The 25792-nt window shown below is 60.6% G+C and carries 21 protein-coding genes and 1 pseudogene; 12 read left to right on the forward strand and 10 right to left on the reverse strand.

The window, feature by feature from the left end; genetic code table 11:
* Positions 1 to 47 precede the first annotated feature (47 nt).
* The 7 genes from ACZZ0K_RS20775 to ACZZ0K_RS20805 all read right to left on the reverse strand — a co-directional run bounded on the left by ACZZ0K_RS20775 (position 48) and on the right by ACZZ0K_RS20805 (position 5309).
* Entirely contained in the window at positions 48 to 419 is a 372-nt protein-coding gene (locus ACZZ0K_RS20775; RefSeq protein WP_007914613.1) for a translation initiation factor Sui1, read from the reverse strand.
* A gap of 314 nt (positions 420 to 733) precedes the next feature.
* Positions 734 to 1291, reverse strand: a complete 558-nt coding sequence (locus ACZZ0K_RS20780; protein WP_258707546.1) for an NUDIX hydrolase — start codon at positions 1289 to 1291, stop codon at positions 734 to 736.
* 3 nt (positions 1292 to 1294) lie between these two features.
* Positions 1295 to 2362 (reverse strand): DUF2333 family protein, encoded by a 1068-nt coding sequence (locus tag ACZZ0K_RS20785; RefSeq protein ID WP_016771859.1) that lies wholly within the window; start codon positions 2360 to 2362, stop codon positions 1295 to 1297.
* Between the two features lie 138 nt (positions 2363 to 2500).
* The gene (locus ACZZ0K_RS20790; RefSeq protein ID WP_258707545.1) at positions 2501 to 2977 is read right to left on the reverse strand and encodes a hypothetical protein; all 477 of its coding nucleotides are present in this window, start codon (positions 2975 to 2977) and stop codon (positions 2501 to 2503) included.
* A complete protein-coding gene (locus tag ACZZ0K_RS20795) occupies positions 2974 to 3480 on the reverse strand; it encodes an Hcp family type VI secretion system effector (RefSeq protein WP_056787703.1) in 507 nt (168 codons plus the stop codon). The genes ACZZ0K_RS20790 and ACZZ0K_RS20795 overlap by 4 nt, the downstream gene beginning before the upstream one ends.
* A gap of 15 nt (positions 3481 to 3495) precedes the next feature.
* Positions 3496 to 4164 (reverse strand): hypothetical protein, encoded by a 669-nt coding sequence (locus ACZZ0K_RS20800; protein WP_052392226.1) that lies wholly within the window; start codon positions 4162 to 4164, stop codon positions 3496 to 3498.
* Entirely contained in the window at positions 4161 to 5309 is a 1149-nt protein-coding gene (locus ACZZ0K_RS20805) for a DUF2515 family protein (RefSeq protein WP_252883112.1), read from the reverse strand. Before ACZZ0K_RS20805 ends, ACZZ0K_RS20800 begins: the two co-directional genes overlap by 4 nt.
* A 324-nt stretch (positions 5310 to 5633) precedes the next feature.
* On the opposite strand from ACZZ0K_RS20805, the gene gcbA reads away from it, so the two are divergent.
* The 5 genes from gcbA (at position 5634) to accC (ending at position 11854) form a co-directional block, all read left to right on the forward strand.
* Entirely contained in the window at positions 5634 to 7304 is a 1671-nt protein-coding gene (gene gcbA / locus ACZZ0K_RS20810) for a diguanylate cyclase GcbA (protein ID WP_016771860.1), read from the forward strand.
* 953 nt (positions 7305 to 8257) lie between these two features.
* Complete coding sequence (locus ACZZ0K_RS20815) at positions 8258 to 9301, forward strand: methyl-accepting chemotaxis protein (RefSeq protein WP_409037437.1); 1044 nt, start codon at positions 8258 to 8260, stop codon at positions 9299 to 9301.
* Between the two features lie 241 nt (positions 9302 to 9542).
* Positions 9543 to 9998, forward strand: a complete 456-nt coding sequence (gene aroQ, locus ACZZ0K_RS20820) for a type II 3-dehydroquinate dehydratase (protein WP_016771861.1) — start codon at positions 9543 to 9545, stop codon at positions 9996 to 9998.
* A 24-nt stretch (positions 9999 to 10022) separates the two neighbouring features.
* Positions 10023 to 10481: an acetyl-CoA carboxylase biotin carboxyl carrier protein gene (gene accB, locus ACZZ0K_RS20825; RefSeq protein ID WP_016771862.1), complete on the forward strand. Its 459-nt coding sequence runs from the start codon at positions 10023 to 10025 to the stop codon at positions 10479 to 10481.
* 17 nt (positions 10482 to 10498) lie between these two features.
* A complete protein-coding gene (gene accC, locus ACZZ0K_RS20830) occupies positions 10499 to 11854 on the forward strand; it encodes an acetyl-CoA carboxylase biotin carboxylase subunit (RefSeq protein ID WP_024011424.1) in 1356 nt (451 codons plus the stop codon).
* Positions 11855 to 11919: 65 nt separating this feature from the next.
* On the opposite strand, the gene ACZZ0K_RS20835 is transcribed toward accC, so the two are convergent.
* Genes ACZZ0K_RS20835 through ACZZ0K_RS20845 form a run of 3 tightly spaced genes read right to left on the reverse strand, consistent with a single transcriptional unit; the run spans position 11920 to position 15870 of the window.
* Positions 11920 to 15210, reverse strand: a complete 3291-nt coding sequence (locus ACZZ0K_RS20835; RefSeq protein ID WP_463559301.1) for a type III effector 1 — start codon at positions 15208 to 15210, stop codon at positions 11920 to 11922.
* Positions 15128 to 15511 (reverse strand): hypothetical protein, encoded by a 384-nt coding sequence (locus tag ACZZ0K_RS20840; protein WP_463559302.1) that lies wholly within the window; start codon positions 15509 to 15511, stop codon positions 15128 to 15130. The genes ACZZ0K_RS20835 and ACZZ0K_RS20840 overlap by 83 nt, the downstream gene beginning before the upstream one ends.
* 8 nt (positions 15512 to 15519) lie before the next feature.
* Positions 15520 to 15870, reverse strand: a complete 351-nt coding sequence (locus tag ACZZ0K_RS20845; RefSeq protein ID WP_463559303.1) for a hypothetical protein — start codon at positions 15868 to 15870, stop codon at positions 15520 to 15522.
* A 194-nt stretch (positions 15871 to 16064) separates the two neighbouring features.
* On the opposite strand from ACZZ0K_RS20845, the gene prmA reads away from it, so the two are divergent.
* The 7 genes and pseudogenes from prmA to ACZZ0K_RS20880 all read left to right on the forward strand — a co-directional run bounded on the left by prmA (position 16065) and on the right by ACZZ0K_RS20880 (position 25760).
* Positions 16065 to 16943, forward strand: a complete 879-nt coding sequence (gene prmA, locus ACZZ0K_RS20850) for a 50S ribosomal protein L11 methyltransferase (RefSeq protein ID WP_042608905.1) — start codon at positions 16065 to 16067, stop codon at positions 16941 to 16943.
* A gap of 30 nt (positions 16944 to 16973) precedes the next feature.
* Positions 16974 to 18232 (forward strand): annotated as a pseudogene (locus ACZZ0K_RS20855) (DUF3426 domain-containing protein).
* A 185-nt stretch (positions 18233 to 18417) separates the two neighbouring features.
* The gene (dusB, locus tag ACZZ0K_RS20860; RefSeq protein ID WP_016771866.1) at positions 18418 to 19428 is read left to right on the forward strand and encodes a tRNA dihydrouridine synthase DusB; all 1011 of its coding nucleotides are present in this window, start codon (positions 18418 to 18420) and stop codon (positions 19426 to 19428) included.
* Positions 19425 to 19745 (forward strand): DNA-binding transcriptional regulator Fis, encoded by a 321-nt coding sequence (fis, locus tag ACZZ0K_RS20865; protein ID WP_002555375.1) that lies wholly within the window; start codon positions 19425 to 19427, stop codon positions 19743 to 19745. The genes dusB and fis overlap by 4 nt, the downstream gene beginning before the upstream one ends.
* An 83-nt stretch (positions 19746 to 19828) precedes the next feature.
* A complete protein-coding gene (gene purH, locus ACZZ0K_RS20870) occupies positions 19829 to 21436 on the forward strand; it encodes a bifunctional phosphoribosylaminoimidazolecarboxamide formyltransferase/IMP cyclohydrolase (RefSeq protein ID WP_258707542.1) in 1608 nt (535 codons plus the stop codon).
* Positions 21437 to 21587: 151 nt separating this feature from the next.
* Positions 21588 to 22883 carry a phosphoribosylamine--glycine ligase gene (purD, locus tag ACZZ0K_RS20875; protein ID WP_258707541.1) on the forward strand — a complete coding sequence of 432 codons (1296 nt, stop codon included), beginning with the start codon at positions 21588 to 21590 and terminating at the stop codon, positions 22881 to 22883.
* 99 nt (positions 22884 to 22982) lie between these two features.
* Positions 22983 to 25760 carry a hybrid sensor histidine kinase/response regulator gene (locus ACZZ0K_RS20880; protein ID WP_463559304.1) on the forward strand — a complete coding sequence of 926 codons (2778 nt, stop codon included), beginning with the start codon at positions 22983 to 22985 and terminating at the stop codon, positions 25758 to 25760.
* The last annotated feature ends 32 nt before the right edge of the window (positions 25761 to 25792 follow it).

Consider the following 25792-nt stretch of genomic DNA (forward strand, 5'->3'; position numbering starts at 1 on the left):
GAACACTCGAAGCCGGATCAAGCCGCCGGAGGGTTTCACAGAGGCTGCTAGCCGCCGGACTTCTTCGCTTTGAAACCGTGCTTGATCAGCTCTGCCAAGAGTAGCTCGACGTGATCGCCCTGGATTTCGATGATGCCGTCCTTCAACGCCCCGCCGGTGCCACAACGTTTCTTCAACGTCGTCGCCAGCTCCTTGAGCGCGTCTTCGGCCAAGGGCACGCCGGTGATGGTGGTCACCGTCTTGCCGCCACGGCCCTTGCTTTCGCGACGCACGCGGGCAATGCCGTCACCGGCCGGGATCACGGTTTGTTTGCAGATACAGGCGTCCACCGGCTTGCTGCATTCCGGGCAATGACGACCTGCGTCGGTGGAAAATACCAGGCCGCCCAGGGCGGCGAAGGATGCGGCTTTCTTGGCCACCGGCAATCCTCTCGGGAGGACAAAGACTGATCGCAACCTTGGGCAAGGTCAGCGACCGCGAAGCCCCACTCAGGCAGGGGCAGCGCTACTGCATCGGAAAACTTTGGACGCTGGACTGAATCTGTAGGAGCTGACGAGTGCAACGAGGCTGCGATCTTTTGATCCTGATCTTTAACGGCAAGATCAAAGATCGCAGCCTTCGGCAGCTCCTACGGTAAATCTGCAGGCCAACCTCAAGCTATCCGGTGCAGCTTGAAAAGGTCGCGCAGTGTAACGGCAAAAATCGCGATTGCTAAGTGCCAATCGGCGCCAATTCATGTGTTCTTTGCGACGTTGCTTTGCTGCGCCTTGAGATAGCGCCTTAACGCGGCCAGAGAGTCCGGGCAATAAGGCTTTTCGCTGATTTCGCGCATGACCTGTTCGACAGGGATGAATCGCGCTTCGAGGACTTCTTCCGGCTGCAGTTTCAGCGGCCCGTCCCATACAGCGGAAAACGCCGAACACCACAGACGGTTGCCGGTGTCTTCGAAATAGAAGTGATCGTGAGCGGTGAGTTCGACGCCGCTGACGCCCAGCTCTTCTTCCAGCTCGCGCGCCGCCGACTCGGCATAACTTTCGTCGGCCTGGACCATGCCGCCTGCGGCAACATCCCAGTAACCAGGATAAATCGCCTTGCTCAACGTACGGCGGTGCACGCACAGCTCACCGGCGGAGTTGAACAGCATGATGTAAGTGCCACGGCCAATCAGCCCGCGCTCACGCAAATCGGAGCGCACCAGAGCGCCGAGCAGGTTGTCCTGTTCGTCGACCCAGGCGATCTGTTCAGCGTCCGAGGCGGCGCGATGGGCCGCCTCTCTTGCAGTCTGGCTCACGTATCAGCCCTGATTGAGCAGTTGACGCAAATCGATCACCGCAGCGTTGGCCCGGGAAATGTAGTTGGCCATGACCAGCGAGTGGTTGGCCAACACGCCGAAACCGCTGCCGTTGAGGATCATCGGGCTCCAGACCGGCTCTTGCGAAGCCTCCAGCTCACGGATGATCTGGCGCACGCTGACGGTGGCGTTCTTCTTCGCCAGCACATCGGCGAAGTCGACTTCGATGGCGCGCAGCAGATGCGACAGCGCCCAGGCCTGACCGCGCGCTTCGTAGAACACGTTGTCGATCTGCATCCACGGGGTTTCCACGACTTCTTCGTCAACCTGCGGCACTTCGCCGACTGCCGGAACTTCGGTCTTCAGCGCAGTGTTGAGCTTGACCCGGCCGACACTGGCCGACAGGCGTTGCGACAGCGAACCGAGACGGGTACCGACATCGCCCAGCCAGTTGTTGAGGTTGTCGGCGCGCGCGTAGAACAGCGCGTTTTTCTGGTTCGGATCAGACAAGCGCGACTGATAGCGGCTCAGGGAGTTGATGCCTTCCTGGTATTCCGACTCGCTGGACGGCAGCACCCAGCTCTTGTTGTCGAAGTTGAAACGCGGTTCGGCCTTGGCCAGATCGGCGTCTTCGGCGGACTGCGATTGCGAACGGGCAAAATCCTTGCGCAGGGCGCGGGTCAGGTCACGCACCTGCACCAGCACGCCGTATTCCCAGCTCGGCGTGTTGTCCATCCACAGGCCCGGCGGGAAACGGTCATTGGAAATGTAACCGCCCGGCTTGTTGAGCAAGGTGCCGGCAACGGTCTTCAGGGTCTCGACCGTGGTGTAGCCGACCACCATTTGCTTGCCCTCTTTCTCGGCAGCGACCTGGGCGTTCTGCGCCACCGGAAACAGCTCCGGTTCCTGGCTCCAGTACCAGCCCAGCGCAATGGTGACCAGCAAATACAGACCGACCACTGTGGCCAGCGCCCGGCTGAACAGCAGCCCGCCGACATAGCTGCGGGTGGCCGACTTGGGCTCGGCGGCACGTTCAGGCGCGCTGCCCGCGCGGTTTTTCCAGTCCAGCATGGCGATATCCTTTCAATCACTTGGGTTCAACGGTTCGACCACAACCATACAACAACGTGCCAAGGCCTAGCACCCGCTATCGCGGCACTGGCGCAAAACAAGCGAAGGACGTCGCGAACGAAAGGATAGACGCAGCTTTCAGACGTTGAAGATGCGCAGCGAAAGCTGCCGCACTTGGTCGTCGGTAAACAGATGTGCAATGCCTTGGGCGTCAGTTCGACGCTGACTGGGTATTCCATCGATCGTGGCGATGTAGGCCTGCGCAGGCAAAGGCTCACCGGTCACACTGTCGACCAGACGAAAGATTCGCGCGGTGCGGGTGGGCTGGTCGGGCGGGTTGTTCATCAGATCGAGTACGGCCAGTTCGAACACCGCTTCGGCGCCCTGCCAGTAGCCGTAGTCGGCTTCGGCGTTGATCAGGCACCATTCACCCTGTTTGATCTGCGCCAGGACTTCGCCGTCCAGATTGATCATCAAACCGGCCCGCAGTTGATCCAGACCTTCGAGCGGTTGGCGCATGCTCAACAGACTGCTGACGTGCTCCAGCGCCTCTTCCACGCAACAGACATGCTGGCGCTCGTGGTCGGTCAGGCTCAGCTCACGGACCAGCCTCATCGAAGTCCCTCGCCTTGCCACTCGTCCGAACCCATCGTCCGGCTGATTTCGTGGCGCCAGTAGATGCGCCGGTAGCTGAAGTGGACTTTCTCCAGTTGCGTAAGGTGCGACGTGCCGCTGTCGAGACAGTGCGGCATCAATAGTTCGCTGCCGACGACCAACGCATCCTCCAGTTCCACCGTGTAGAAGTGCTCCTGCACGCCGCTGGCCGAAGTGCGATAAAACTCCACGCGGCATTCGCTCAGCAACTCGCCGCTGGACAGCGCCATATTCAGCAGGGGCGAAGCCTTGTCGAGGGTTTTGGTGATGATCAATGGCCTGTGCATCCGCCGCCCGGCGCCCTGATCCTTGGGTATGTACATGCCATGGCTGAGGGCCTGCACCATGATCTTGTCTTCGCGCCCGCTCTGGTAGCCGTTACCGACCGACGCCTCGGTGAAAGCGCCGGCGGTGATCAGGCCCTGGCGGCTGCCGTGGATGGTCATGAAGGCTGGGATGGGCATGGAATGGCTCCTTAGTTATGAAGTTTTACTGTCTTTGCGAACGCAACCATTCGCAGATGCTGCATTGGCAAACGGCAAATAGGGCTCATCAACTGTCAATACAATTCGATAAAGCGGATCTGTTTTGTGAGTCCTCATCCCCCATGGCTCTAAATCAATCGCCAACTGATACTTGTCAGCTGCCAGCCAAAACGACGTCGCATATTCCGTACGGGAGTGAAACCATGTGCGCCATTGCAACGTGTCCGCTATTGGAGGGTCATTCATCACTTTTGCCTCCACCCAGCATTTTTTGCGCAGTTGGGCATGCAAATCCGAGACGACGATGAGTGCCTCATCAAGTGAAAGCGGCTTCATTTGCGGTGAAAGACGAACACGCCCTACCCACTGTACTGACTTGGCATTGATCCTGAATTCGCGAGCTAAAGGAGTTACAAAACCGAATTCTGGATCGATGAAGCGCAAACGCACACCCGATCTGGACTTGCTGATCCAAACAGCACTGGATGGCACCGGCCCGACGGCGGCAAATGAGCGTTGACGCATCTGCTCCCAAGGCTCGTTGATCGTTAGAGCGATCTCGAAATCGTCCTGCATGATTTCAATTGACCAGCGCAGTAACGCGACCGCTATGATCGCAAGCAGAACAAATCGCCAGCCATCAACCCATCGACGCAGCTTCATCGCGCCACAGTTCCAGCCGCTATATCTCTTATTGACTCTTCAAGAGCGGAGCGATGGATGCCACTTAGCAAATCATCGAAACGCCGCGCAGCCCGAAGCACAAATTCCATGCGCTGTTCGATGTCAGCGAGATTGGCGAATGGATTGTCGTCAAAGCCGATCGTGCGTCCGTCGTCGAGCGAACGGCACTGATTGGCCAAAGTGAGTTCGATGGCCTGAGCTACTCCGGAGGGAAAACCTGTGACGAAGGAGGCGTGATTGCTTCTAAGCAAAGCGATGAGGCGCGTGTCTTCATAAATAGTCGGTTGAAGTATGTGACGCTGCTCATGTTCCGCAAGATGCTTCACGCTACGCGCGATATCCCCTTCTTCAATGGCTTGAAATGCCTGCAGTAATATTTCGAAGTACTGTCCAAACTTCAGTTGCTTTTGCCCAACGGGCCATAGCACCGGAAACATGGGATGTCCGTAAATCCCCTCTCGCGCCTTCAGACAGGTACTAAATTCTTTCAGTCCCCGATTGGCGTAAAACACATGAAGTGGAAAAATATCCAAAAACAGGGTGGTGTTCCCCAAAGCCATCATTTCGTGCACGTGGCGAAATTGCTGCTGCACGAGCGTCAACTCGCCGCCCAGGTGCAGATCCAGTGCGGAAACCGGATTACGCGCATTCGCGGCCTTGTAATCCTTCAACGCTTTCGCTTGTTCTTCAAGCCGACCCGGCGTCAGCAATCCGGCCTCTCGGCGAATACCACGTAATTGAGCTCTGGCGTCCCGCTGCTGCCCTATGAGATCGACAGTGTTTGAAGCATGCAGCAATCCACAACCGACCTGTTTTGAGGCAAACGCCGCTAAACCTGCCCATTGAAAACGAGAATCCTGCAACCACAATCGGGCATAGGCCGCATTAATTACCTGATTACGCTCCACAGGATCGGCAATCAGAACGCCGTCTGGCGCAACGATATTTTCGGCTTCGCGCTGATAGATACGCCATAGACCAGTGCAGGTCAGCACTGGCACCTCTGTCACCTGCACCCGCTCGCCATACAACAACTCTTCGCCGCAGGCGCAGTCATCGATGGGCCTGATGTTGTGATTGAGGCGCTGGGCATCACTGGCGAGTTCGGTGAAACATTGGCTCATGGCGGATGGACGGCAGCTAGGGGAATCCCTGAACCGTAACAGCCAACCGGGCCGGTGAAAGCGCGTAGAAGAAAAATCAGAAAGCGCTGTCAGACGCCGCCTATCAAGGCCGCTGAAATGTCGACAGCGCTGGCAGGATTGCTCGCTAAGCCCCAGCATGCGGGCACTTGGTCAAAATCAGAGGTAAAAACAAAACCACCCGGTCAGAAACTGAATCGTGTCGTCCAGCAGATTATTGACGTACGACACTCGTCTAAGGGAAAAGAGGTGCTAGCATAGAGCCACCAGTCGATCTCAGCATGCACCCTAACTAGTAGTCAGGATATGACCGAGCCAGAAGACCCCAGCCGTGAGCGTCTCAAGCACCACTTTGCCCAGCGGGTAATTCATCAGGCACGTCAGATTCTTGAGATATGGCAGCGCCTGCAACGCAGTGAGTGGTCCACCGTCGATCTTGCCGAACTGAGCGAGGCGAATCTGCGTCTGCTGCGTTTTGCCGAGCGCTTCGAACAGCCGGAACACACTCAGTTGGCGCATCACATCAGCCAGTCGCTGCAAGCGGTGGATGCCAACCGTGGGCGCCTCAGCAGCGGCCTGATCACCGATCTCAATCGTTTGATGCAGCGCCTGTCGCGCACTGGCCTGCGCCATGGCGATCAGCTCGACCAGACGTTCCTGCCGCCGCTGCGCAAGCCGATCTACGTGATGTTGCAGGATCACGACCGCGCTGAACGCCTGGCCAAGCAACTGGAATTTTTCGGCTTGAGCGCGCAGGCACTGGACAGCGTGGCCGCGTTTCGTTCGTCGATGGTCGAGCGCTTGCCCGCGGCGATTGTTATGGACGTGGATTTCAGTGGCCCCGGCATCGGCCTGAAACTCGCCGCCGAAGCTCAGGTCGGCCTCGAAGAACCCCTGCCGCTGCTGTTCTTCAGCCTGCACGAAACCGACACCCCGACCCGCCTAGCCGCCGTGCGCGCCGGTGGCCAGGAATTCCTCACCGGCACCCTTGAAGCCTCGAGCCTGCTGGAAAAAATCGAAGTGCTGACCTGCGTCGCCCAGTACGAGCCCTATAAAGTGCTGATCATCGACGACTCGCGCGCCCAGGCCCTGCACACCGAGCGTCTGCTCAACAGTGCCGGGATTGTCACTCGCACCTTGATCGAACCGATTCAGGCAATGGCCGAACTGGCGGATTTCCAGCCGGACCTGATCATCCTCGACATGTACATGCCGGCCTGCACCGGCACCGAGCTGGCCAAAGTGATCCGTCACAATGACCGCTACGTCAGCGTGCCAATCATTTACCTGTCGGCCGAGGACGATCTGGACAAGCAGCTCGACGCCATGAGCGAGGGCGGCGATGACTTCCTGACCAAGCCGATCAAACCGCGACACCTGATCACCACTGTGCGCAACCGCGCCGCGCGGGCACGCAATCTGAAAGCACGGATGGTTCGCGACAGCCTCACCGGCCTGTACAACCACACGCACATCCTGCAATTGCTCGAAGACTGCTCGTTCCGCGCGCGCCGCGAAAACAAACCGCTGAGCTTTGCCATGCTCGACATCGATCACTTCAAGCGGGTCAACGACAGCCACGGCCACCCGATGGGCGACCGGGTGATCAAGAGCCTCGCGCTGTTTCTCAAGCAGCGGTTGCGCAAGACCGATTTCATTGGCCGATACGGCGGCGAAGAGTTCGCCATCGTCATGCCCGACACCGATATCGACGCGGCGCACAAAGTCCTCGACGAGATTCGCCAGCGCTTCGCCGAGATTCATTACCCGGCGCAGCCGCAGGACCTCTGGTGCACGTTCAGCGCCGGCGTAGTAGAAATGTGCGATGACTCCGACAGCCTGATGATGGCCAGCCAGGCCGATGAGGCGCTGTATCGCGCCAAGGGTGCAGGACGCAATCGGGTGCAGACCGCGCGCCAGTCAAAGCAAAGTGCCACTTTTTCATCGGAATCCACTGATTCGGTCATAACCTTGTAATAGAACCGCAATAAATTCAGGCGCTTACCATTCCTGCCGTTGGTAGCCGTCATGCGCCTGAAGTTGCTCACCAATCTCAACACTCTGCTGCTGGTCGCCGTCTGCGTGGCCCTTGGCGCCACGCTGTGGTGGTCGCAAAAGCCCTCGAACGCCCCTATCTGTTGATGGAGCGTTACCTGGGGCTGTCGCAACAATTTCAGAATGAAGTGGCGCGCAACGTCGAGGATTATCTGGCCAGCGGTGACGCGCTGCGCCTGAGCAGCGCCGCCCAGGCTATCGACAGCGTGCAAAAGCAACTGGGTGACTTGCCCCCGGCGCTGGCCGACACCGTACGGCCAAGCCTGTCGAGCCTCGATGAATTCAGCAAAACCGACCTGCTCGCCGCCGGCAAACTGGCTGGCGATCCGCAGGCGCTGCTGTTGCAGGCCGAACGCGAACTCAGCGCCAGCCTCGACCAGCTCAATACCTACGCCAATGGCAACGCCGCCTACCTCGCGCCACTGCTTGCCGCATCGCAGCATCTGGGCAGACTGTCGCTGGCGCGGGACAAACTGGTCAGCAGCGGGCGCAGTGAGCTGGCCGCCGATGTCGAGCGTGAAGTGAGCAACATGCGCGCCCAGGCCGAGGCCATCGATGCCCTGCCCTTGCTCGGTGTGGTCGCCAGCAACGAATCGAGCAGTGACGATTTCGCCGCGCTGATGGGCATCGAAAACACCGACAAAGCCGCCGCCGAAGATGCCGGTGTCGGCCTCAAACGCGAACTCAACAGCTTGCTCGGCCGCTATCCGGCGGAACTGGCGCGCACCCGCGAGCAGATCCAGAAACGCGCCGAGCTCAGCGCCGCGACCCACGAAAAAATCGCCAGCGTGCAACACGCCATCGCCGGCCTCGAACCGGTGGTACGCGCGCAACATGGGCAGATCCAGGGCGAAGTGCGCCTGATGCAAGGCGTGATGATCGGCCTGATTCTGCTGATCGCCCTGCTCATCGATACCTTGCAGCGGCGCCTGGCCCGCACCCTGACCAACCTCGCCCCGGCATTGTCGACGTGGGCCGAGGGCGATTTCAGTCGCGACATCCAACTGGGCAAGACCAATCGAGAACTGCACGACATCGAAGCCTCGCTCAACCGCTTGCGCGCCTATCTGGTGGATCTGGTCGGCACCATTCGCGGCAACGCCGAGCAGGTCGCGGGCAGCAGCCGCACCCTCGCCGAACTGAGCAATGACCTGCACAGCGGCGCCGAACATCAGGCCGGCGATACTGCGCTGATTCGCGATTCGCTGGGAGAACTCGAGGCGACCATTCAGCAAGTGGCCGGCGATGCTCGTCAGGCTGCCGACGCCAGTCGTCATGCCGGTCTCGCCGTCGAGCATGGGCAGGCTGTAATCGGCCAGAGCCTGACCGGACTGCATGCGCTGGTCGGTGAGGTTCAAGGCAATGCGCAGATGATCGAACATCTGGCAGAAGAATCAGCAACGATCGGCGGCGTGCTGACAGTGATTCGTTCGATTGCTGACCAGACCAATCTGCTCGCCCTGAACGCCGCGATCGAGGCGGCCCGCGCCGGGGAGATGGGCCGTGGTTTTGCCGTGGTCGCCGAGGAAGTGCGCTCGCTGGCACAACGCACCGCCGGGGCCACGGCAGAAATCCAGACGCTGATCGCCGGTCTGCAGACCGCCGCGCGACAATCGGTCGAAGGCATGCGCGCGCAGGTCGAACACGCCGAAGCCACGGCCAGTCAGGCGCAAGCGGCGGACGGTGCACTGGACAAAATCGTTGGCGCGATCCAGACCATCGCCGACACCGCCGTGCGCATCGCCGATGTCACCGCGCAGCAAAGTGGCGCGGTCAGCGAGATCCGCGATCACAGCGAGCGCATTCATCAATTGGGTGGGGATAACCTGCTGCGCATCGGCCAGGGCCGCGAACAGGGCGAGAATCTGTTGGTTCTCGGCGGCCAACTGCATACGGCCGTTCAGGCCTTCCGCGTCTGACGTACCACCTTCGCGAGCAGGCTCGCTCCCACATTGGAATGCATACCCCTGTGGGAGCGAGCCTGCTCGCGAAGAGGCTCTTGCCGACACCACGAATGACCGGATCAGCTCACTCGGTCACAAATTTCGCGCAAACATCGCCCATCGTGCCGCCTATTGCATGGAACTGGACAGTCACAAAGGCTTTGCGGCATAGTCGCCGGGTTCTGACGACTGCTCATTGATAACAAGGACAACGCAGATGGCGACGCTACTGGTGCTGCACGGCCCCAACCTGAACCTGCTCGGCACCCGGGAACCGGGGACCTACGGGTCAACGACCCTGGCGCAGATCAATCAGGATCTGGAGCGGCGCGCCCGTGAAGCCGGCCATCATCTGCTGCACCTGCAAAGCAACGCCGAGTACGAATTGATCGATCGCATCCACGCTGCACGCGGTGAAGGCGTGGACTTCATTCTGATCAATCCGGCGGCTTTTACGCACACAAGTGTCGCATTACGTGACGCGCTGCTGGGAGTGAGCATCCCATTCATCGAAGTGCATTTGTCCAACGTGCACAAGCGCGAACCTTTCCGCCATCACTCCTACTTCTCCGATGTAGCGGTAGGAGTGATCTGCGGCCTTGGCGCCAGCGGTTACCGACTGGCCCTGGAGGCCGCACTAGAGCAGCTTGAACACCAAGCTATACGCCCCTGACCGACCCTTGGGAGTTGATGATTCATGGATATCCGTAAAGTTAAGAAACTGATCGAATTGCTGGAAGAGTCCGGCATCGACGAGCTCGAGATCAAGGAAGGCGAAGAGTCCGTACGCATCAGCCGTCACAGCAAGACCCCGGCGCAGCAGTACTACGCGCCAGCCCCGATGCAGGCTCCGGCCGCTGCCCCTGCTGCCGCGCCAGTCGCCGCCGCTGCTCCGGCTGCCGCTGCTGCACCCGCGCTGAACGGCACCGTTGCCCGTTCGCCGATGGTCGGCACCTTCTACCGTAAATCTTCGCCAACCTCGCCTGCCTTCGTTGAAGTCGGCCAGACCGTGAAGAAAGGCGACACCCTGTGCATCGTCGAAGCCATGAAGATGATGAACCACATCGAAGCTGAAACCAGCGGTGTGATCGAATCCATCCTCGTCGAAGACGGCCAGCCGGTTGAGTACGACCAACCGCTGTTCACCATCGTTTGAACCGCGGAGAGCCTTTGATGACTGCGAAGTTGGAAAAAGTTCTGATCGCTAACCGCGGTGAGATCGCCCTGCGGATTCTGCGTGCCTGCAAAGAGATGGGCATCAAGACCGTCGCCGTTTACTCCAAGGCCGACAAAGAGCTGATGCACCTGGGTCTGGCAGACGAATCCGTCTGCATCGGCCCGGCGTCCGCCGCTCAGTCTTACCTGCACATTCCGGCCATCATCGCTGCCGCTGAAGTGACCGGCGCTACCGCCATTCACCCAGGCTACGGTTTCCTCGCGGAAAACGCCGATTTTGCCGAGCAGGTCGAGAACTCCGGCTTCGCCTTCATCGGCCCGAAAGCCGACACCATCCGCCTGATGGGCGACAAGGTATCGGCCAAGCACGCGATGATCGAAGCCGGCGTACCGACCGTTCCTGGCTCTGACGGCCCGCTGCCGGAAGACGAAGAAACGGCGCTGCGCATCGGTCGTGAAGTCGGCTACCCGGTGATCATCAAGGCCGCCGGTGGCGGTGGTGGTCGCGGCATGCGCGTGGTGCACAAGGAAGAAGACCTGATCGCCTCGGCAAAACTGACCCGCTCCGAAGCAGGCGCGGCGTTCGGCAACCCGATGGTCTATCTGGAAAAATTCCTCACCAACCCGCGCCACGTCGAAGTGCAGGTACTGTCCGACGGCCAGGGCCACGCGATCCACCTGGGCGACCGCGACTGCTCGCTGCAGCGTCGTCACCAGAAGGTTCTCGAAGAAGCACCGGCACCGGGCATCGACGAGAAAGCGCGCCAGGAAGTATTGGCTCGCTGCGTCAAGGCGTGCATCGACATCGGCTACCGTGGCGCCGGTACTTTCGAGTTCCTCTACGAGAACGGTCGTTTCTACTTCATCGAAATGAACACCCGTGTTCAGGTGGAGCACCCGGTTTCGGAGATGGTCACCGGTATCGACATCGTCAAGGAGATGCTCAGCATCGCCGCTGGCAACAAGCTGTCGTTCACTCAGGATGACGTGGTCATCCGCGGTCACTCGCTGGAGTGCCGGATCAACGCTGAAGATCCGAAGACCTTCATGCCGAGCCCGGGCACGGTCAAGCATTTCCACGCTCCAGGCGGCAACGGCGTTCGCGTCGATTCGCACCTGTACAGCGGTTATGCCGTGCCACCGAACTACGACTCGCTGATCGGCAAGCTGATCACTTACGGCGCAACCCGCGACGAAGCCATGGCACGCATGCGCAATGCCCTGGACGAAATCGTGGTCGACGGGATCAAGACCAACATCCCGCTGCACCGTGATCTGGTTCGTGACGAAGGCTTCTGCAAGGGCGGTGTGAACATTCACTACCTCGAGCACAAGCTGGCCAAACAGTCGTAAGGCTGAAGCGGCATGAAAAACCCGATCCCTGCGGATCGGGTTTTTTTATGCCTGCAACAAGCAGATCAGACCATTACCGTGGAGAACGCCTGCTGCTCGACCATTGCGGCAGATGCCCCCAGGCCAGCCTCATCGACCACCGCTCCTGCTGCGTTTTCATGTAACGGTCTGCGGGTGAACCGCCTCGTAAAGTTTCGGGCACGTATCGAGAGCCCGTCCGTGGCATAGCTCGATCTGGCGATAAGCGGGTTGTACAACCTGCCAATCTGACCAGCGGAATGCTTGAACACTCTCGAGACTCCATTGTTCAGATTCAGCACCACGCCATAGCTGTTGCCCAGGCAGGACGAGTATGACCAGTAATCCCATGTCGGCTGCAGGCCCTGTTCGCGCAACACGCGCCTGACCGGACCGCCGATGTCAGCACCCGCCGACAGCCAGTCGCCACCCACCAGCGTGGCGCGAATGTTCTGCGGTGTTCCCCCCAGACGCTCCAGCACCTGCGTGACACTTCGCTCGATCAACGGGCGAATATTGTGATCAAAATGAATGACCGCACCCACTCTCGTCGTCGGGTTATACAGCGAGGCGATGACGCAACTCTGCGCATTCAACGAAAACAGGTAGTTATCCTGCGATCCGGGACGGAAAGCCGCCACCACGGCTTCGCCCTGCAGCGCGCCGCGGTTCAGCACGGGCTCGACACCTCCAGGAAAAGCATCATTCAAATTGTTCACGCGCCCAAGGTTGCGCACGTTGCCTCCTGTGAGTCCGACCCTGGCATGTGTCCACTTGCCCCCCGGAGCAAGCTGAATCGGTTGCTGATAGATGGCGCTCGGGCGACGGGCATCGACCAGGCTCAGGCCACCGAAATGCGGATTTTCCCTGACCAGAAAGTACTTGCCTCTGTTGCGAATGTAATAGGCCGGTTGCGGCTGTGCAGCGCTGGACGGGCTGCGCCAGGTGCCGAAAAAGACGCCTTCTTCGCTCACCCTTTGCAAATGTTCGGGCGTCTTGCTGACGGCCTGCCTGGCATGAAAGCGTACTTCCCGGATCGCCGGCAGCGCGTCCCTGCGTAGCGGAGCCACGGTATTCAGACGCTCTGACAACAACGAGACAGGCCTCATGGTGTGCTTCAGACTTCTGGCCGCACCGCCCAGCCACTTGATCGCACTGCCTGCGCCGACCATGGCAAACAGCGCCCCCCACGACGCCTCCAGCCAGTGGCCGAGAGCGCCATCGATGTCGCCCTCCAGATGCGCCGCGACCGCCTGACCAGCGCTGACGGCAATCAACACAACGTCAAGCAGCAAGGCAAACGGTGGAAACACCATGCAAAACGGTGCGGCTGCAAACATCAGCCCCTTGACCACTTGGCGTTCGATCATTTGCGCGCGGCTGGTGGTGATGTCCTGCACATCCGTGACCGCGCGCTCGATGTACGCATTGAACTCGCTGCGCGCGTCAATCAGGCGCTGCGCTTCGTGCAGCGTATCGACGCGTTGTTTTTTTGCCGCAATCGCATACAGGGTGCGCGACACGATGCTGCGCGCAGCAACCGGCGTACGCGCCATCAAGTAGTCATGCAAAGCGCCGGCGATGTCGCCGAACAGTGACTGATATGCACGTACCACAATGCCGTCGGGAGCATCAGGCGTGTACAGCCACCAGGACGGCTCGGGGTCGAACGAGGTCAGCACATACACCCCGAGCACGACGTGATGGCGCACGGTGAACCTGAACACGCCGTCACTTTCAACCATGCTGGCGCCCGGAAAATGCGTACCCGGTGCTGGCACCTGGCTCAACAGAGAGACCTGACGGACCAGCGCCGAATACACCGCGTCGCTCAATCGCGCCTGACTTCTGGCCACGCGTAAATCCCGGTCCATCTTTGACAGCAGTACGTTGCGGTAGGCAAAGCGACGCGGTTCGTAGGCAGCATCACGCGGGTCGAGATATTTGCCACGAATCTCGCTGGCGTATTTTTCACCCAGCCACGCCCGGCGCAGATACAGCGCCAGATCAGCGCTGCGCACCTGGCTCAGATCCTGGCCAACCGACGATCGCACGCCTTTTTTCGGATGTTCGATGCCGGAGTTGTCATCGTAGCCGTGAATGGCCAGGTCGAGCAGCGTGGCAACCTGCTGCTTCCTGCGGTCGGCGACACCGGGGTTGTAATCGATCAACACGGTGGCCGGATCGACCGGTTCCAGCACGTTCTTGCTGCGCATATAGGGCGTGATCGCTGCGGCAACCGAGCGCCTGGCGAAATCGACAAAAACCTCGAAACCGCCCAGCAGCTCGTTGAACACCTGCTGATGAACGATCAGTTCCTGATTCAGACTGCTGATGCGCCGGCGAGCCTCGAGCGCGAGCGTCGTGTACCAGCGCAGCGAGTTGTCCTGCTCGACCCGCTGCAGGTTGTTTGCCAGGGCCATTTTTGCAGCGGCTTCGACGCACTCGTCGAACGGCAAGGGCGTTCGTCGAAGGTCACTCTGCATGCCCCAGAGAGCAGGACTGGCCGCCGCAGCCACAAGATAATCACGTGCCGGGTGATGTGCCGTCGGCGAAAGCTGCTGCAACAGATACTCGCGACCGGATTCGCTCTGCGTCCAGCTCCATACTTCGCCGGTCAACGCCGCAATCGAAGGCAACCGGACCCACTCCTGACCGTCCGGTTTGTTGGGCGCGTACAGCACCAGGTTATTCACCGCTTGCTCAGTCTCTGCCTGGTAGAACACCAGAAGATCGGCGCATTGCATGCCGTTGGGCAGCGTCAATGCGGCCACTTGCAACGGTTTCATTGCCGCTTGCCCAGACCACATCTGCTCCAGACGCTCATGGTCGGAATCCGCCAGATGAGCTGCGCAGCGCGCGACGAATGCGCTCTGCCTGAGCCGTACGGTGAACCAGTCGATGAGTGCCTTTTGCACTTCCGTGCGCTGGTACTGCTCGGCGAGAACGCGCAGGTAGTCCGCCGGATAATCCTGCTCCGCCAGCATGTCGGCAATGAATGCCAGCTTCAGTGACTGGTTGCGCAACGGCGCAGGACTGCTGATCTCCAGGACCGCTGCGAAGTCCTGCCCGATCGGCCCGCATGCCAGCAGGTCACTGAGGCTGCGATTGTGGGTCGGCTCACCGACCGCCGAGCGCCATCTGAGCCGCACGTCGATTCGGTCTGGTTCAACCGCCATGTCGAGCTTGAGCTGAATGTATTCGATGGCCTGCTGGCGGGCAAAGTCGCGCAACGAGCCGTGGCCCTGCAGCAGGTCATCGAGAGCTGCCTGCGCCAGTGACGTCTGCTCCTGATAATCGCGCAACAAGGCGCGATCCGGCTCCTTCAGCGCCTTCATCCATGACGGCAGTTGCGCGAAGGAATGCGCCTCGAGAATCTTTTTCTGCACCGGTTGCCAGGGCGGTCAATCGGTACCGACGCGTGCTGCGCGCCTGAACCCGGTCAATTTTGCTGCGCAATTGATCCAGTGTCAGGCCCGCCAGTTGGTCACGGCGCAACAACAACTCGATGTCCTTGATATAGCGCCGCAGCTTGCGCTTGATCAGGCGATCAAACAGCGCTTCCTGCCCTTTTGTCGCCCAATGTTCTCGCAGGTATTTTTTGTACTGGTCGAGGAAGTGCAGCGAAACGCTATCCACCGTCCGGATCACATGCTCATGACGGCTGGACGGTAAACCGGTGTCAGCGCCCCCGGCCAGCGAAATGGCGCGTCCTGGAGCGCCAGGAACATGACTGGCCGGCCGTCGATAAGCTTTTGCAGAATGGCGTCAAGCAGCGCAACTACAAAGCCCGGGGCGAAATGGCCGTCCGGGTAATGCCTGCGCAGTTCAGTCAAAGCGAAATGCTCCAGCGCCTCGAGCAACGTCATCTGGCCGTTCAAGCGCTTGTCGATCATCACCTGCCAGCGCGTAATGCGCAGCAGGATCTCCTGCACCGACCCCGTAGACGCAGCGGCTATCGGTGGTTTTTCTTCTACAGTCCCTTGTTGATCCGCCATGTCGCCCAGCCTTTTGTTGCGTAGAGATGAGCGCTCACTCTATTTGCCGACAAAAGTGCTCAGGCCATACATATGTATATCGCGGCCGCGAATGTGTAACAGCCAAGCGGTGTGTCCACTTTGCCGGCGACCTGGCGTAAACTGCGCGCTTTTGCAGCTTCGGGCTGCCCCACAGATTTTCAAAGGTGCCCGCCATGCCTTGGCTGCAAGTCCGTCTCGCCATCACCCCGGAACAAGCCGAAACCTACGAGGACGCATTCCTCGAAGTCGGCGCCGTGTCGGTGACTTTCATGGACGCCGAAGACCAGCCGATCTTCGAACCGGAACTCAACACCACGCCGCTGTGGTCGCACACCCACTTGCTGGCGCTGTTCGAAGGCGGTACCGAACCGGAGCCGGTTCTGGCCCATCTGGAATTGCTGACCGGCAGCCCGTTGCCCGAACATCACAGCGAAGTGATCGAGGACCAGGACTGGGAACGCAGCTGGATGGACGGTTTCGAGCCGATGCGTTTCGGCCAGCGTCTGTGGATCGTGCCGAGCTGGCACGCCGCGCCCGAGCCTGATGCGGTCAACCTGCTGCTGGACCCGGGCCTGGCGTTCGGCACCGGCACCCACCCGACCACCGCACTGTGCCTGGAATGGCTCGACGGTCAGGATCTGAAAGACTGCCACGTGCTCGACTTCGGCTGCGGCTCGGGGATTCTGGCGATTGCCGCCCTGCTGCTCGGCGCCAAACAAGCTGTGGGCACCGACATCGACGTACAGGCACTGGAAGCCTCGCGCGACAACGCTGGGCGCAACAATATTGCCGATGAGCTGTTCCCGCTGTACCTGCCCGAGGATCTGCCGCAGGTTCAGGCCGACGTGCTGGTCGCCAACATTCTCGCCGGCCCGCTGGTGTCGCTGGCGCCGCAGCTGTCCAGCCTGGTCAAGAGCGGTGGGCGCCTGGCGTTGTCGGGCATTCTCGCCGAGCAGGGCGAAGAAGTAGCGGCAGCTTATGCGCAGGACTTCGAGCTCGACCCGATCGCCAATCGCGACGGCTGGGTGCGCATCACCGGGCGTCGGCGCTAAAATGACCGCTTGCCTGAACCGGATCGCCGCATGACCGACAGTTTCGTCACCCAATGCCCGCATTGCCAGACCAGTTTCCGCGTCAACCATGCTCAGTTGAGCGTGGCGCGCGGGGTGGTTCGTTGCGGCTCCTGCCTGCAAGTGTTCAATGCCGCCAAGCAGCTGCTCGAACAACATTCCGGCAAGGACACGGTGACGCCGGTCGCACCAGGGCTGCCTGAAGCGCCCGCGCCTGTCAGCGATTCTGCGGTCGTCGAAGAGATCCCCGCACCGCGCGCCATCAGCCAGAAGCAATGGAGCGCGTCGGAACTGGATCTGGACAGCCTCGATCTGGACGAAGAACTCGCCCGCCTCGAACAGCGCGAAATCCAGCCGGCCGCCGAATTCGGCCGTACCCGCGAAGAATCCTTGAGCGCCCGACGCGACAGCCCGGAACCGGACGAAGGCACATGGCCCGACAGCCTGTTCAGCGAGCCTGCGGATGAGCGCAGCGTAGCGCCGGATATCGAACCGGATATCGACGGCATCGAAACCCTCGAACCCGAGCGCACCGAACCTTCGCTGTCGCTGGAGCCGGTGGATCTGGATGACGAGCCGCCGATCCCGCAACTGCGCCTGCACGATCCGATCGATCCCAACGCCCGCCGCGAACGCCTGTCAGCCAGCGACGACAACGATGACGACGATCTGCCATTGATCACTTCGCCGCGCAAAAACGCGAACGGGCCGAGCCCGGGGTGCGCGCCGAGGTCCTGCAGGATCTGACCGACGACCCGCTGCAACTGGACTGGCAGCAGCGCCGCTCGCCCTGGGGCCGGCGCCTGCTCTGGCTGGTGCTGGTGGTGTTGGCGGCCGGCGGCCTTGCCGCCCAGTACATCGCCTATCACTTCGAGGAACTGGCGCGGCAGGATCAATACCGACCGTGGTTCCAGCAGATCTGCCCGCAGATCGGCTGCACCGTGCCGTCGAAAGTCGATATCGGCAAAATCAAGAGCAGCAATCTGGTGGTGCGCAGCCATCCCGATTTCAGCGGGGCGCTGGTGGTCGACGCGATCATTTACAACCGGGCGACGTTTTCCCAGCCGTTCCCTTTGCTCGAACTGCGCTTCGCCGACCTCAACGGTCATCTGATCGCCAGTCGTCGCTTCAAACCCGGCGAGTATCTGAGCGGCGATCTCGAAGGCCTCGCGGAAATGCCGCCGCAGACGCCGATCCACATCGCCCTGGATATTCTCGATCCGGGGCCGAAAGCGGTGAATTACAGCCTGAACTTCCACTCACCGGAGTGAACCGCTTCAGCGTTTCTCGATTGACGGCATTTTTCTGACTGGATCGCGGCCAACCAAACCGTTGGCGATAACAGAATAACTGTTCAGATTTTGTTCAATTCAGCCTTTAACCAGTCATCGAGAGCGGGTATCATGCCCACCCTTTTTCGAACTCTCATGATCCGGCCCCACTTCAGGGAAGTCCTATGTCGGCGGTACGCATCGGCCCATATACATTGCAGAACGGTTTGATTCTCGCCCCGATGGCGGGCGTCACCGACCAGCCTTTTCGTCAGCTGTGCAAGCGTCTGGGCGCAGGGCTTGTAGTCTCGGAAATGGTCACCAGTGACATGAGCCTGTGGAATACCCGCAAGTCGCGCATGCGCATGATCCACGAAGGCGATCCCGAGCCGCGCTCGGTGCAGATCGCCGGTGGCGACGCGCAGATGCTGGCCGATGCGGCACGGGCCAACGTCGAACTGGGCGCACAGATTATCGATATCAACATGGGCTGTCCGGCCAAAAAGGTCTGCAACAAGGCCGCCGGCTCCGCGTTGCTGAAAGACGAAGCACTGGTGACCGAGATCCTGCAGGCCGTAGTGGCCGCGGTTGATGTGCCGGTCACCCTGAAGATCCGCACCGGCTGGGATCGCGAAAACAAGAACGGTCTGAACGTGGCGAAGATCGCCGAACAGGCCGGGATCACAGCGCTGGCCGTGCATGGCCGCACCCGCGCCGATCTGTACACAGGGGAAGCCGAGTACGACACGATTGCCGCGATCAAGCAGGCCGTGTCGATCCCGGTGTTTGCCAATGGCGATATCGATTCGCCGGAAAAGGCCCGATACGTGCTTGATGCGACCGGTGCCGATGGCCTGCTGATAGGCCGGGCCGCTCAAGGGCGGCCATGGATTTTTCGCGAGATCGATCATTTCCTGCGTACCGGCGAGAAATTGCCGGCGCCGGAACTGAGCGAAGTGGAACGCATCCTGCTGGAGCATCTGGCTGCCCTTCACGCCTTTTATGGTGACGTGATGGGCGTGCGCATTGCCCGCAAGCATGTGGGCTGGTATCTCGCAACCTTGCCGGGCGCCAGGGAGTTTCGCGCCCGTTTCAATCGTTTGGATGGTACGGAAACACAATGCGCCGACGTTCGGGAGTTCTTCGCCGAGCGTTACAAGAGCCTGACAGGGGACGAAGAAGGGGTGGCCGCATGACGATGATGACCGAGACTTTAGTGAGTGGAACAACACCCGTGAGCGACAACGTGAATTTGAAACAGCACCTCAACACGCCGAGCGAAGAAGGCCAGACCCTTCGCGGGAGTGTCGAGAAGGCGCTGCACAATTATTTCGCCCACCTTGAGGGCGCGTCCGTCACGGATGTGTACAACCTGGTGCTGTCCGAAGTCGAGGCGCCCCTGCTCGAAAGCGTGATGAACTACGTCAAGGGCAACCAGACCAAGGCCAGTGAGCTGCTGGGACTGAACCGCGGCACGCTGCGCAAGAAACTCAAGCAGTACGATCTGCTGTAAGCATTCAATCAAACCAGAAAGGCGCCCGCGTAAAAAACGGTCGCCTTTTTTGCTGACTTCCTTTGCTTTTGATGGAAATTGAGATGACCGACCAGACTACCCGCCTGCCGATCCGCCGCGCCTTGATCAGCGTTTCCGACAAGACCGGGATCCTCGAATTCGCCAAGGAGCTCGAAGCTCTGGGCGTCGAGATCCTCTCCACCGGCGGAACGTTCAAGCTGCTGCGCGACAACGGCGTTGCCGCAGTGGAAGTCGCGGATTACACCGGTTTCGCCGAGATGATGGACGGTCGGGTGAAAACCCTGCACCCGAAAATCCACGGCGGCATCCTCGGTCGTCGCGGTACTGACGACGCGATCATGAACGAGCACGGCATCAAGCCGATCGATCTGGTGGCGGTCAACCTGTACCCGTTCGAAGCGACCATCAACAAGCCAGGCTGCGACCTGCCGACCGCCATCGAGAACATCGACATCGGCGGGCCGACCATGGTCCGTTCGGCAGCGAAAAACCACAAAGACGTGGCCATCGTGGTGAATGCCAGCGATTACGCCAACGTTCTGGAAAATCTCAAGGCCGGCGGCCTGACCTACGCCCAGCGTTTCGACCTGATGCTCAAGGCTTTCGAACACACCGCCGCCTACGACGGCATGATCGCCAACTACATGGGCACCGTGAACCAGGGCGCTGAAACCTTGAGCACTGAAGGTCGCAGCGAATTCCCGCGCACTTTCAACAGCCAGTTCATCAAGGCTCAGGAAATGCGCTACGGCGAGAACCCGCACCAGAGCGCGGCGTTCTACGTGGAAGCCAAGCCTGCCGAAGTCGGCATCGCCACCGCGACCCAGCTGCAAGGCAAAGAACTGTCGTACAACAACGTCGCCGACACCGACGCTGCGCTGGAATGCGTGAAGAGCTTCGTCAAGCCAGCCTGCGTGATCGTCAAGCACGCCAACCCGTGCGGCGTGGCGGTCAGCCCGGATGCCGAAGGCGGCATCCGCCAGGCTTACGAACTGGCCTACGCCACCGACACCGAGTCGGCGTTCGGCGGCATCATCGCCTTCAACCGTGAACTGGATGCCGAGACCGCCAAAGCGATCGTCGAGCGTCAGTTCGTTGAAGTGATCATCGCCCCAAGCGTCAGCGAAGAAGCCCGCGCCATCGTTGCCGCCAAAGCCAACGTACGCCTGCTGGCCTGCGGCGAGTGGTCGGCTGAGCGCGCCGCTGCCTGGGATTACAAGCGCGTCAACGGTGGCCTGCTGGTGCAGAGCCGCGATATCGGCATGATCAGCGCCGATGACCTGAAAGTGGTGACCAAACGCGCGCCGACCGAACAGGAAATCCACGATCTGATCTTCGCTTGGAAAGTCGCCAAATACGTCAAATCCAACGCCATCGTCTACGCCAAGAACCGCCAGACCATCGGTGTCGGCGCCGGCCAGATGAGCCGCGTCAACTCGGCACGCATCGCCGCGATCAAGGCTGAGCACGCCGGTTTGCAGGTGGCCGGTTCGGTCATGGCGTCCGACGCGTTTTTCCCGTTCCGCGACGGTCTGGACAATGCGGCCAAGGTCGGCATCACTGCGGTGATCCAGCCGGGCGGTTCGATGCGTGATGCTGAAGTGATTGCCGCTGCCGACGAAGCCGGTATCGCAATGGTATTCACCGGCATGCGCCACTTCCGTCACTGATTATTTTGCTTGATCGTACCCACGCTCTGCGTGGGCACGCAGCCCGGGACGCTCCGCGTCCCTCGGACGCGGAGCGTCCGTAGAGGCATTCCCACGCGGAGCGTGGGAACGATCAGCCCCCACAGAATTAGCGTCATCCGAGGTTTTTGAAATGAATGTTTTGATCATTGGCAGCGGTGGCCGTGAACACGCTCTGGCCTGGAAAGTGGCTCAGGATCCGCGTGTGCAGAAGGTTTTCGTTGCACCGGGCAACGCTGGCACCGCCATTGAAGCCAAATGTGAAAACGTCGCCATCGACGTGTTGGCGCTGGAGCAACTGGCCGATTTCGCGGAAAAGAACGTTTCCCTGACCATCGTCGGCCCGGAAGTGCCGCTGGTGGCTGGCGTGGTCGATCTGTTCCGCTCCCGTGGCCTGGACTGCTTCGGTCCGACCGCCGGTGCAGCGCAACTGGAAGGTTCGAAAGCCTTCACCAAGGATTTCCTCGCCCGCCACAAGATCCCGACCGCCGATTACCAGAACTTCACCGAGATCGAGCCGGCCCTGGCTTATCTGCGTGAGAAAGGCGCGCCGATCGTGATCAAGGCCGATGGCCTGGCTGCCGGCAAAGGCGTGATCGTCGCCATGACCCTGGCCGAAGCCGAAGACGCCGTGCGTGACATGCTCGCTGGCAACTCGTTTGGCGACGCCGGTTCACGCGTGGTGATCGAAGAATTCCTCGACGGCGAAGAAGCTTCGTTCATCGTCATGGTCGACGGCAAGAACGTGCTGCCGATGGCCACCAGCCAGGATCACAAACGCGTCGGCGACGGCGACAGCGGCCCGAACACCGGTGGCATGGGTGCCTACTCCCCTGCCCCGGTGGTCACCGCCGAGGTGCATCAGCGCGTGATGGATCAGGTGATCTGGCCGACCGTGCGCGGCATGGCCGAGGAAGGCAACGTCTACACTGGTTTCCTTTATGCCGGTCTGATGATCGACAAGGCCGGTAACCCGAAAGTCATCGAATTCAACTGCCGCTTCGGCGATCCGGAAACCCAACCGGTGATGCTGCGTCTGCAATCGAGCCTGGTGCTGCTGGTTGAAGCCGCATTGGCGCAAGCGCTGGACAAGATCGAAGCACAGTGGGATCCGCGTCCGAGCGTTGGCATCGTTCTGGCTGCTGGCGGCTACCCGGGCGACTACGCCAAAGGCGCAGCGATCAACGGTCTGGACGCAGCGTCAGGTCTGGAAGGCAAAGTCTTCCACGCCGGCACCGCGTTGAAGGACGGTCAGGTCGTTACTGCCGGTGGTCGTGTACTGTGTGCCACTGCCATGGGCGCCACCGTGGGTGAAGCTCAGCAGCAGGCCTACAAACTGGCCGCTGCCATCGACTGGGAAGGCTGCTTCTACCGCAAGGACATCGGCTACCGTGCCATTGCCCGTGAACGCGGCGAAACCCAGGAGTAAGCGATCCATCAGGCCCGGCGCGGGATGCCATTCCTCGCCGGGCTGTTCGGTCGTCGCGCATCGTTATATTCTGGCATCAACCTACGAAGGGATTTCGCCGTGCGCTGGCTCAGGATTGCCATAAGCTTCACCGTCACGCTGATGACCTTGCTCTGCATGCTCCCGGCCCAGGCCGCGCAAGGCAGTGGCTGGTCGGTATTGCTTGACGATCAGGGCATCCTGCAACTGAGCGACATCCGCTCCGCTCGCTACACCAATCAATTCAGCCCCATCGAGCTTGACCGTCTGACCGCGGCCGAACCCGAGGGCGCCCTGTGGCTGCGCTTCAAACTGGCGCCGGGCAAGCACGAACAAGTGCTGCGCATCTTTGCCCCCGACCTGTCCCAACTCAATCTCTACGTGCTCGACGGCGACCGGCTGATCGAGCAACGCAATACCGGCAACGAACGGCCGCAGGCCGAACATCCTTTGCCAAGCAGCGATTTCATGCTGCCGCTGCCCCAGGCCGACAAGCCGCTGGACGTCTACGTGCGCATGGTCTCCGGCCATCAGCTACGCCCGCAAATCACCCTGCAAGCGGCAATCGAGGGCGCAGCCGATCAGAAGCAGACGCTGATTTTCGGCCTGCTGTTCGGCTGCCTCGCCATGCTCCTGCTGCACAACCTGGTGCGCTACGCCTACTCGCGCTCGCGCAGCAGTCTGTGGCTGGCGATCTGTGAAGGCCTGCTCGGACTGAGTCTGTTCCTGTTGCTCAATCTCGCCGGTCCGTGGTTGCCGAACTGGCAAGCCATTCAGACGCCGGGCGCTTATCTGGCATTGCTGCTGACGGCTCCAGCCGGATTGATGTACGCCCTGCGCTTCTTTGCACCACTGGGCCAGCATCCGCTGAACAAACTGCTGTGGGGCGACATTCTGTTGATCGTCACGTGCAGCCTGTTGCTGCTGTTCGTCAACACCTTGCCGCTGAACATCATCACCTACGCATTGGTCGCATTGGCCGGTCTGAGCATGTTGCTGGTGGGTTTCTATCACTGGCAGAAGGGCTATCGCCCGGCGCGTCTGTTCGTCGCCGCCATGATCGTGTTCAACATCGGCACCCTGGTTATCCTGCCGGCGCTACTGGGGCTGACCCTGGTCACGCCGCAAGGCCTGATCATGACGTTGATGTTGTTCATTTGCATCAGCGGTCTGCTGATGAGCGTCGCCTTGGGCGAGCGACAGCGCAGCATCACTGAAAGTCGTTTCAGCATCAGCCGCGACCTGGCGGCAAGCAACGCCGAAATCAACGCCAAAGCCGAATTCCTCGCCAAGATCAGCCACGAAATCCGCACACCGATGAACGGCGTACTGGGCATGACCGAGCTGCTGCTGGGCACGCCGCTGTCGGTCAAGCAACGCGATTACGTGCAGACCATCCACAGCGCCGGCAACGAACTGCTGACCCTGATCAACGAGATCCTCGACATCTCCAAGCTCGAATCCGGGCAGATCGAACTTGATGACGTGCAGTTCGACCTCAACGCCTTGATCGATGATTGCCTGAGCATCTACCGGGCCAAGGCCGAACAACAGAACGTCGAGCTGATCAGCTTCATCCAGCCGCAAGTGCCACGGGTGATCAGCGGCGATCCGACGCGCCTGCGCCAGACCTTGCTGAGCCTGCTGGAAAACGCCCTGAAGAAAACCGAAGAAGGCGAAGTGCTGATCGTCGTTGCACTGGATGAGCGCAGCAGCAAGCCGCGCCTGCGCATTGCCGTGCAGGACAGCGGCGTGCCGATGGAGCCGGAAGAGCGCGAAGCACTGTTGCACGCCGAATTGCACAGCAAGCACTTCCTCTCGGCCAATCGCCTCGGTGGCAATCTCGGCCTGGTGATTGCGCGCCAACTGATCCGCCTGATGCAAGGCGAGTTCGGCATCAAGAGTGGTGCCACCCAGGGCAGCACTTTGTGGCTGACCCTGCCGCTGGACCCGGATCGCCTCGAACATCCGACCTCCGACCTGGACAGCCCGCTGCAAGGCGCGCGGGTATTGGTGGTCGACGACAACGACACTTGCCGCAAAGTGCTGGTGCAGCAGTGCAGCGCCTGGGGCCTGAATGTCAGCGCCGTGCCGTCGGGCAAGGAAGCGCTGGCGCTGCTGCGCACCAAGGCGCATCTGCGCGATTACTTCGACGTGGTCCTGCTCGACCAGAACATGCCCGGCATGACCGGCATGCAACTGGCAGCGAAGATCAAGGAAGACCCGAGCCTGAACCACGACATTCTGCTGATCATGCTCACCGGCATCAGCAACGCGCCGAGCAAGATCATTGCGCGCAATTCGGGGATCAAACGAATACTGGCCAAACCGGTGGCCGGCTATACGCTCAAGACCACGCTGGCTGACGAGCTCAATCAACGCAACAAGGGCCAGGTCGCGTTCCAGCCGCAGGTCGTTACGGCGGCCACAGCGGCCAAAGTGCCCAGCGACTTCCGCATCCTTGTCGCCGAAGACAACACCATTTCGACCAAAGTGATCCGTGGCATGCTCGGCAAGCTCAACCTGCAACCGGACACCGCGAGCAATGGTGAAGAAGCGCTGCAAGCGATGAAGGCCCAGCGTTACGACCTGGTGCTGATGGACTGCGAAATGCCGATCCTTGATGGCTTCTCCGCCACTCAGCAACTGCGCGCCTGGGAAGTCAGCAATCAGCGCATCCGCACACCGGTTGTAGCCCTCACCGCGCACATCCTCGCCGAACACAAGGAGCGCGCCCGGCAGGCCGGCATGGACGGGCACATGTCCAAACCGGTCGAGCTCTCCCAGTTGCGCGAGTTGATCGAACACTGGGTTGCCCAGCGCGATCAGCAGAACCGGGCCACGACCCAGCCGTCGTAAACCGACAGAATCTGCGGTGCCTGATAGACTCC

The sequence above is a fragment of the Pseudomonas sp. AC255 genome (assembly GCF_979258175.1).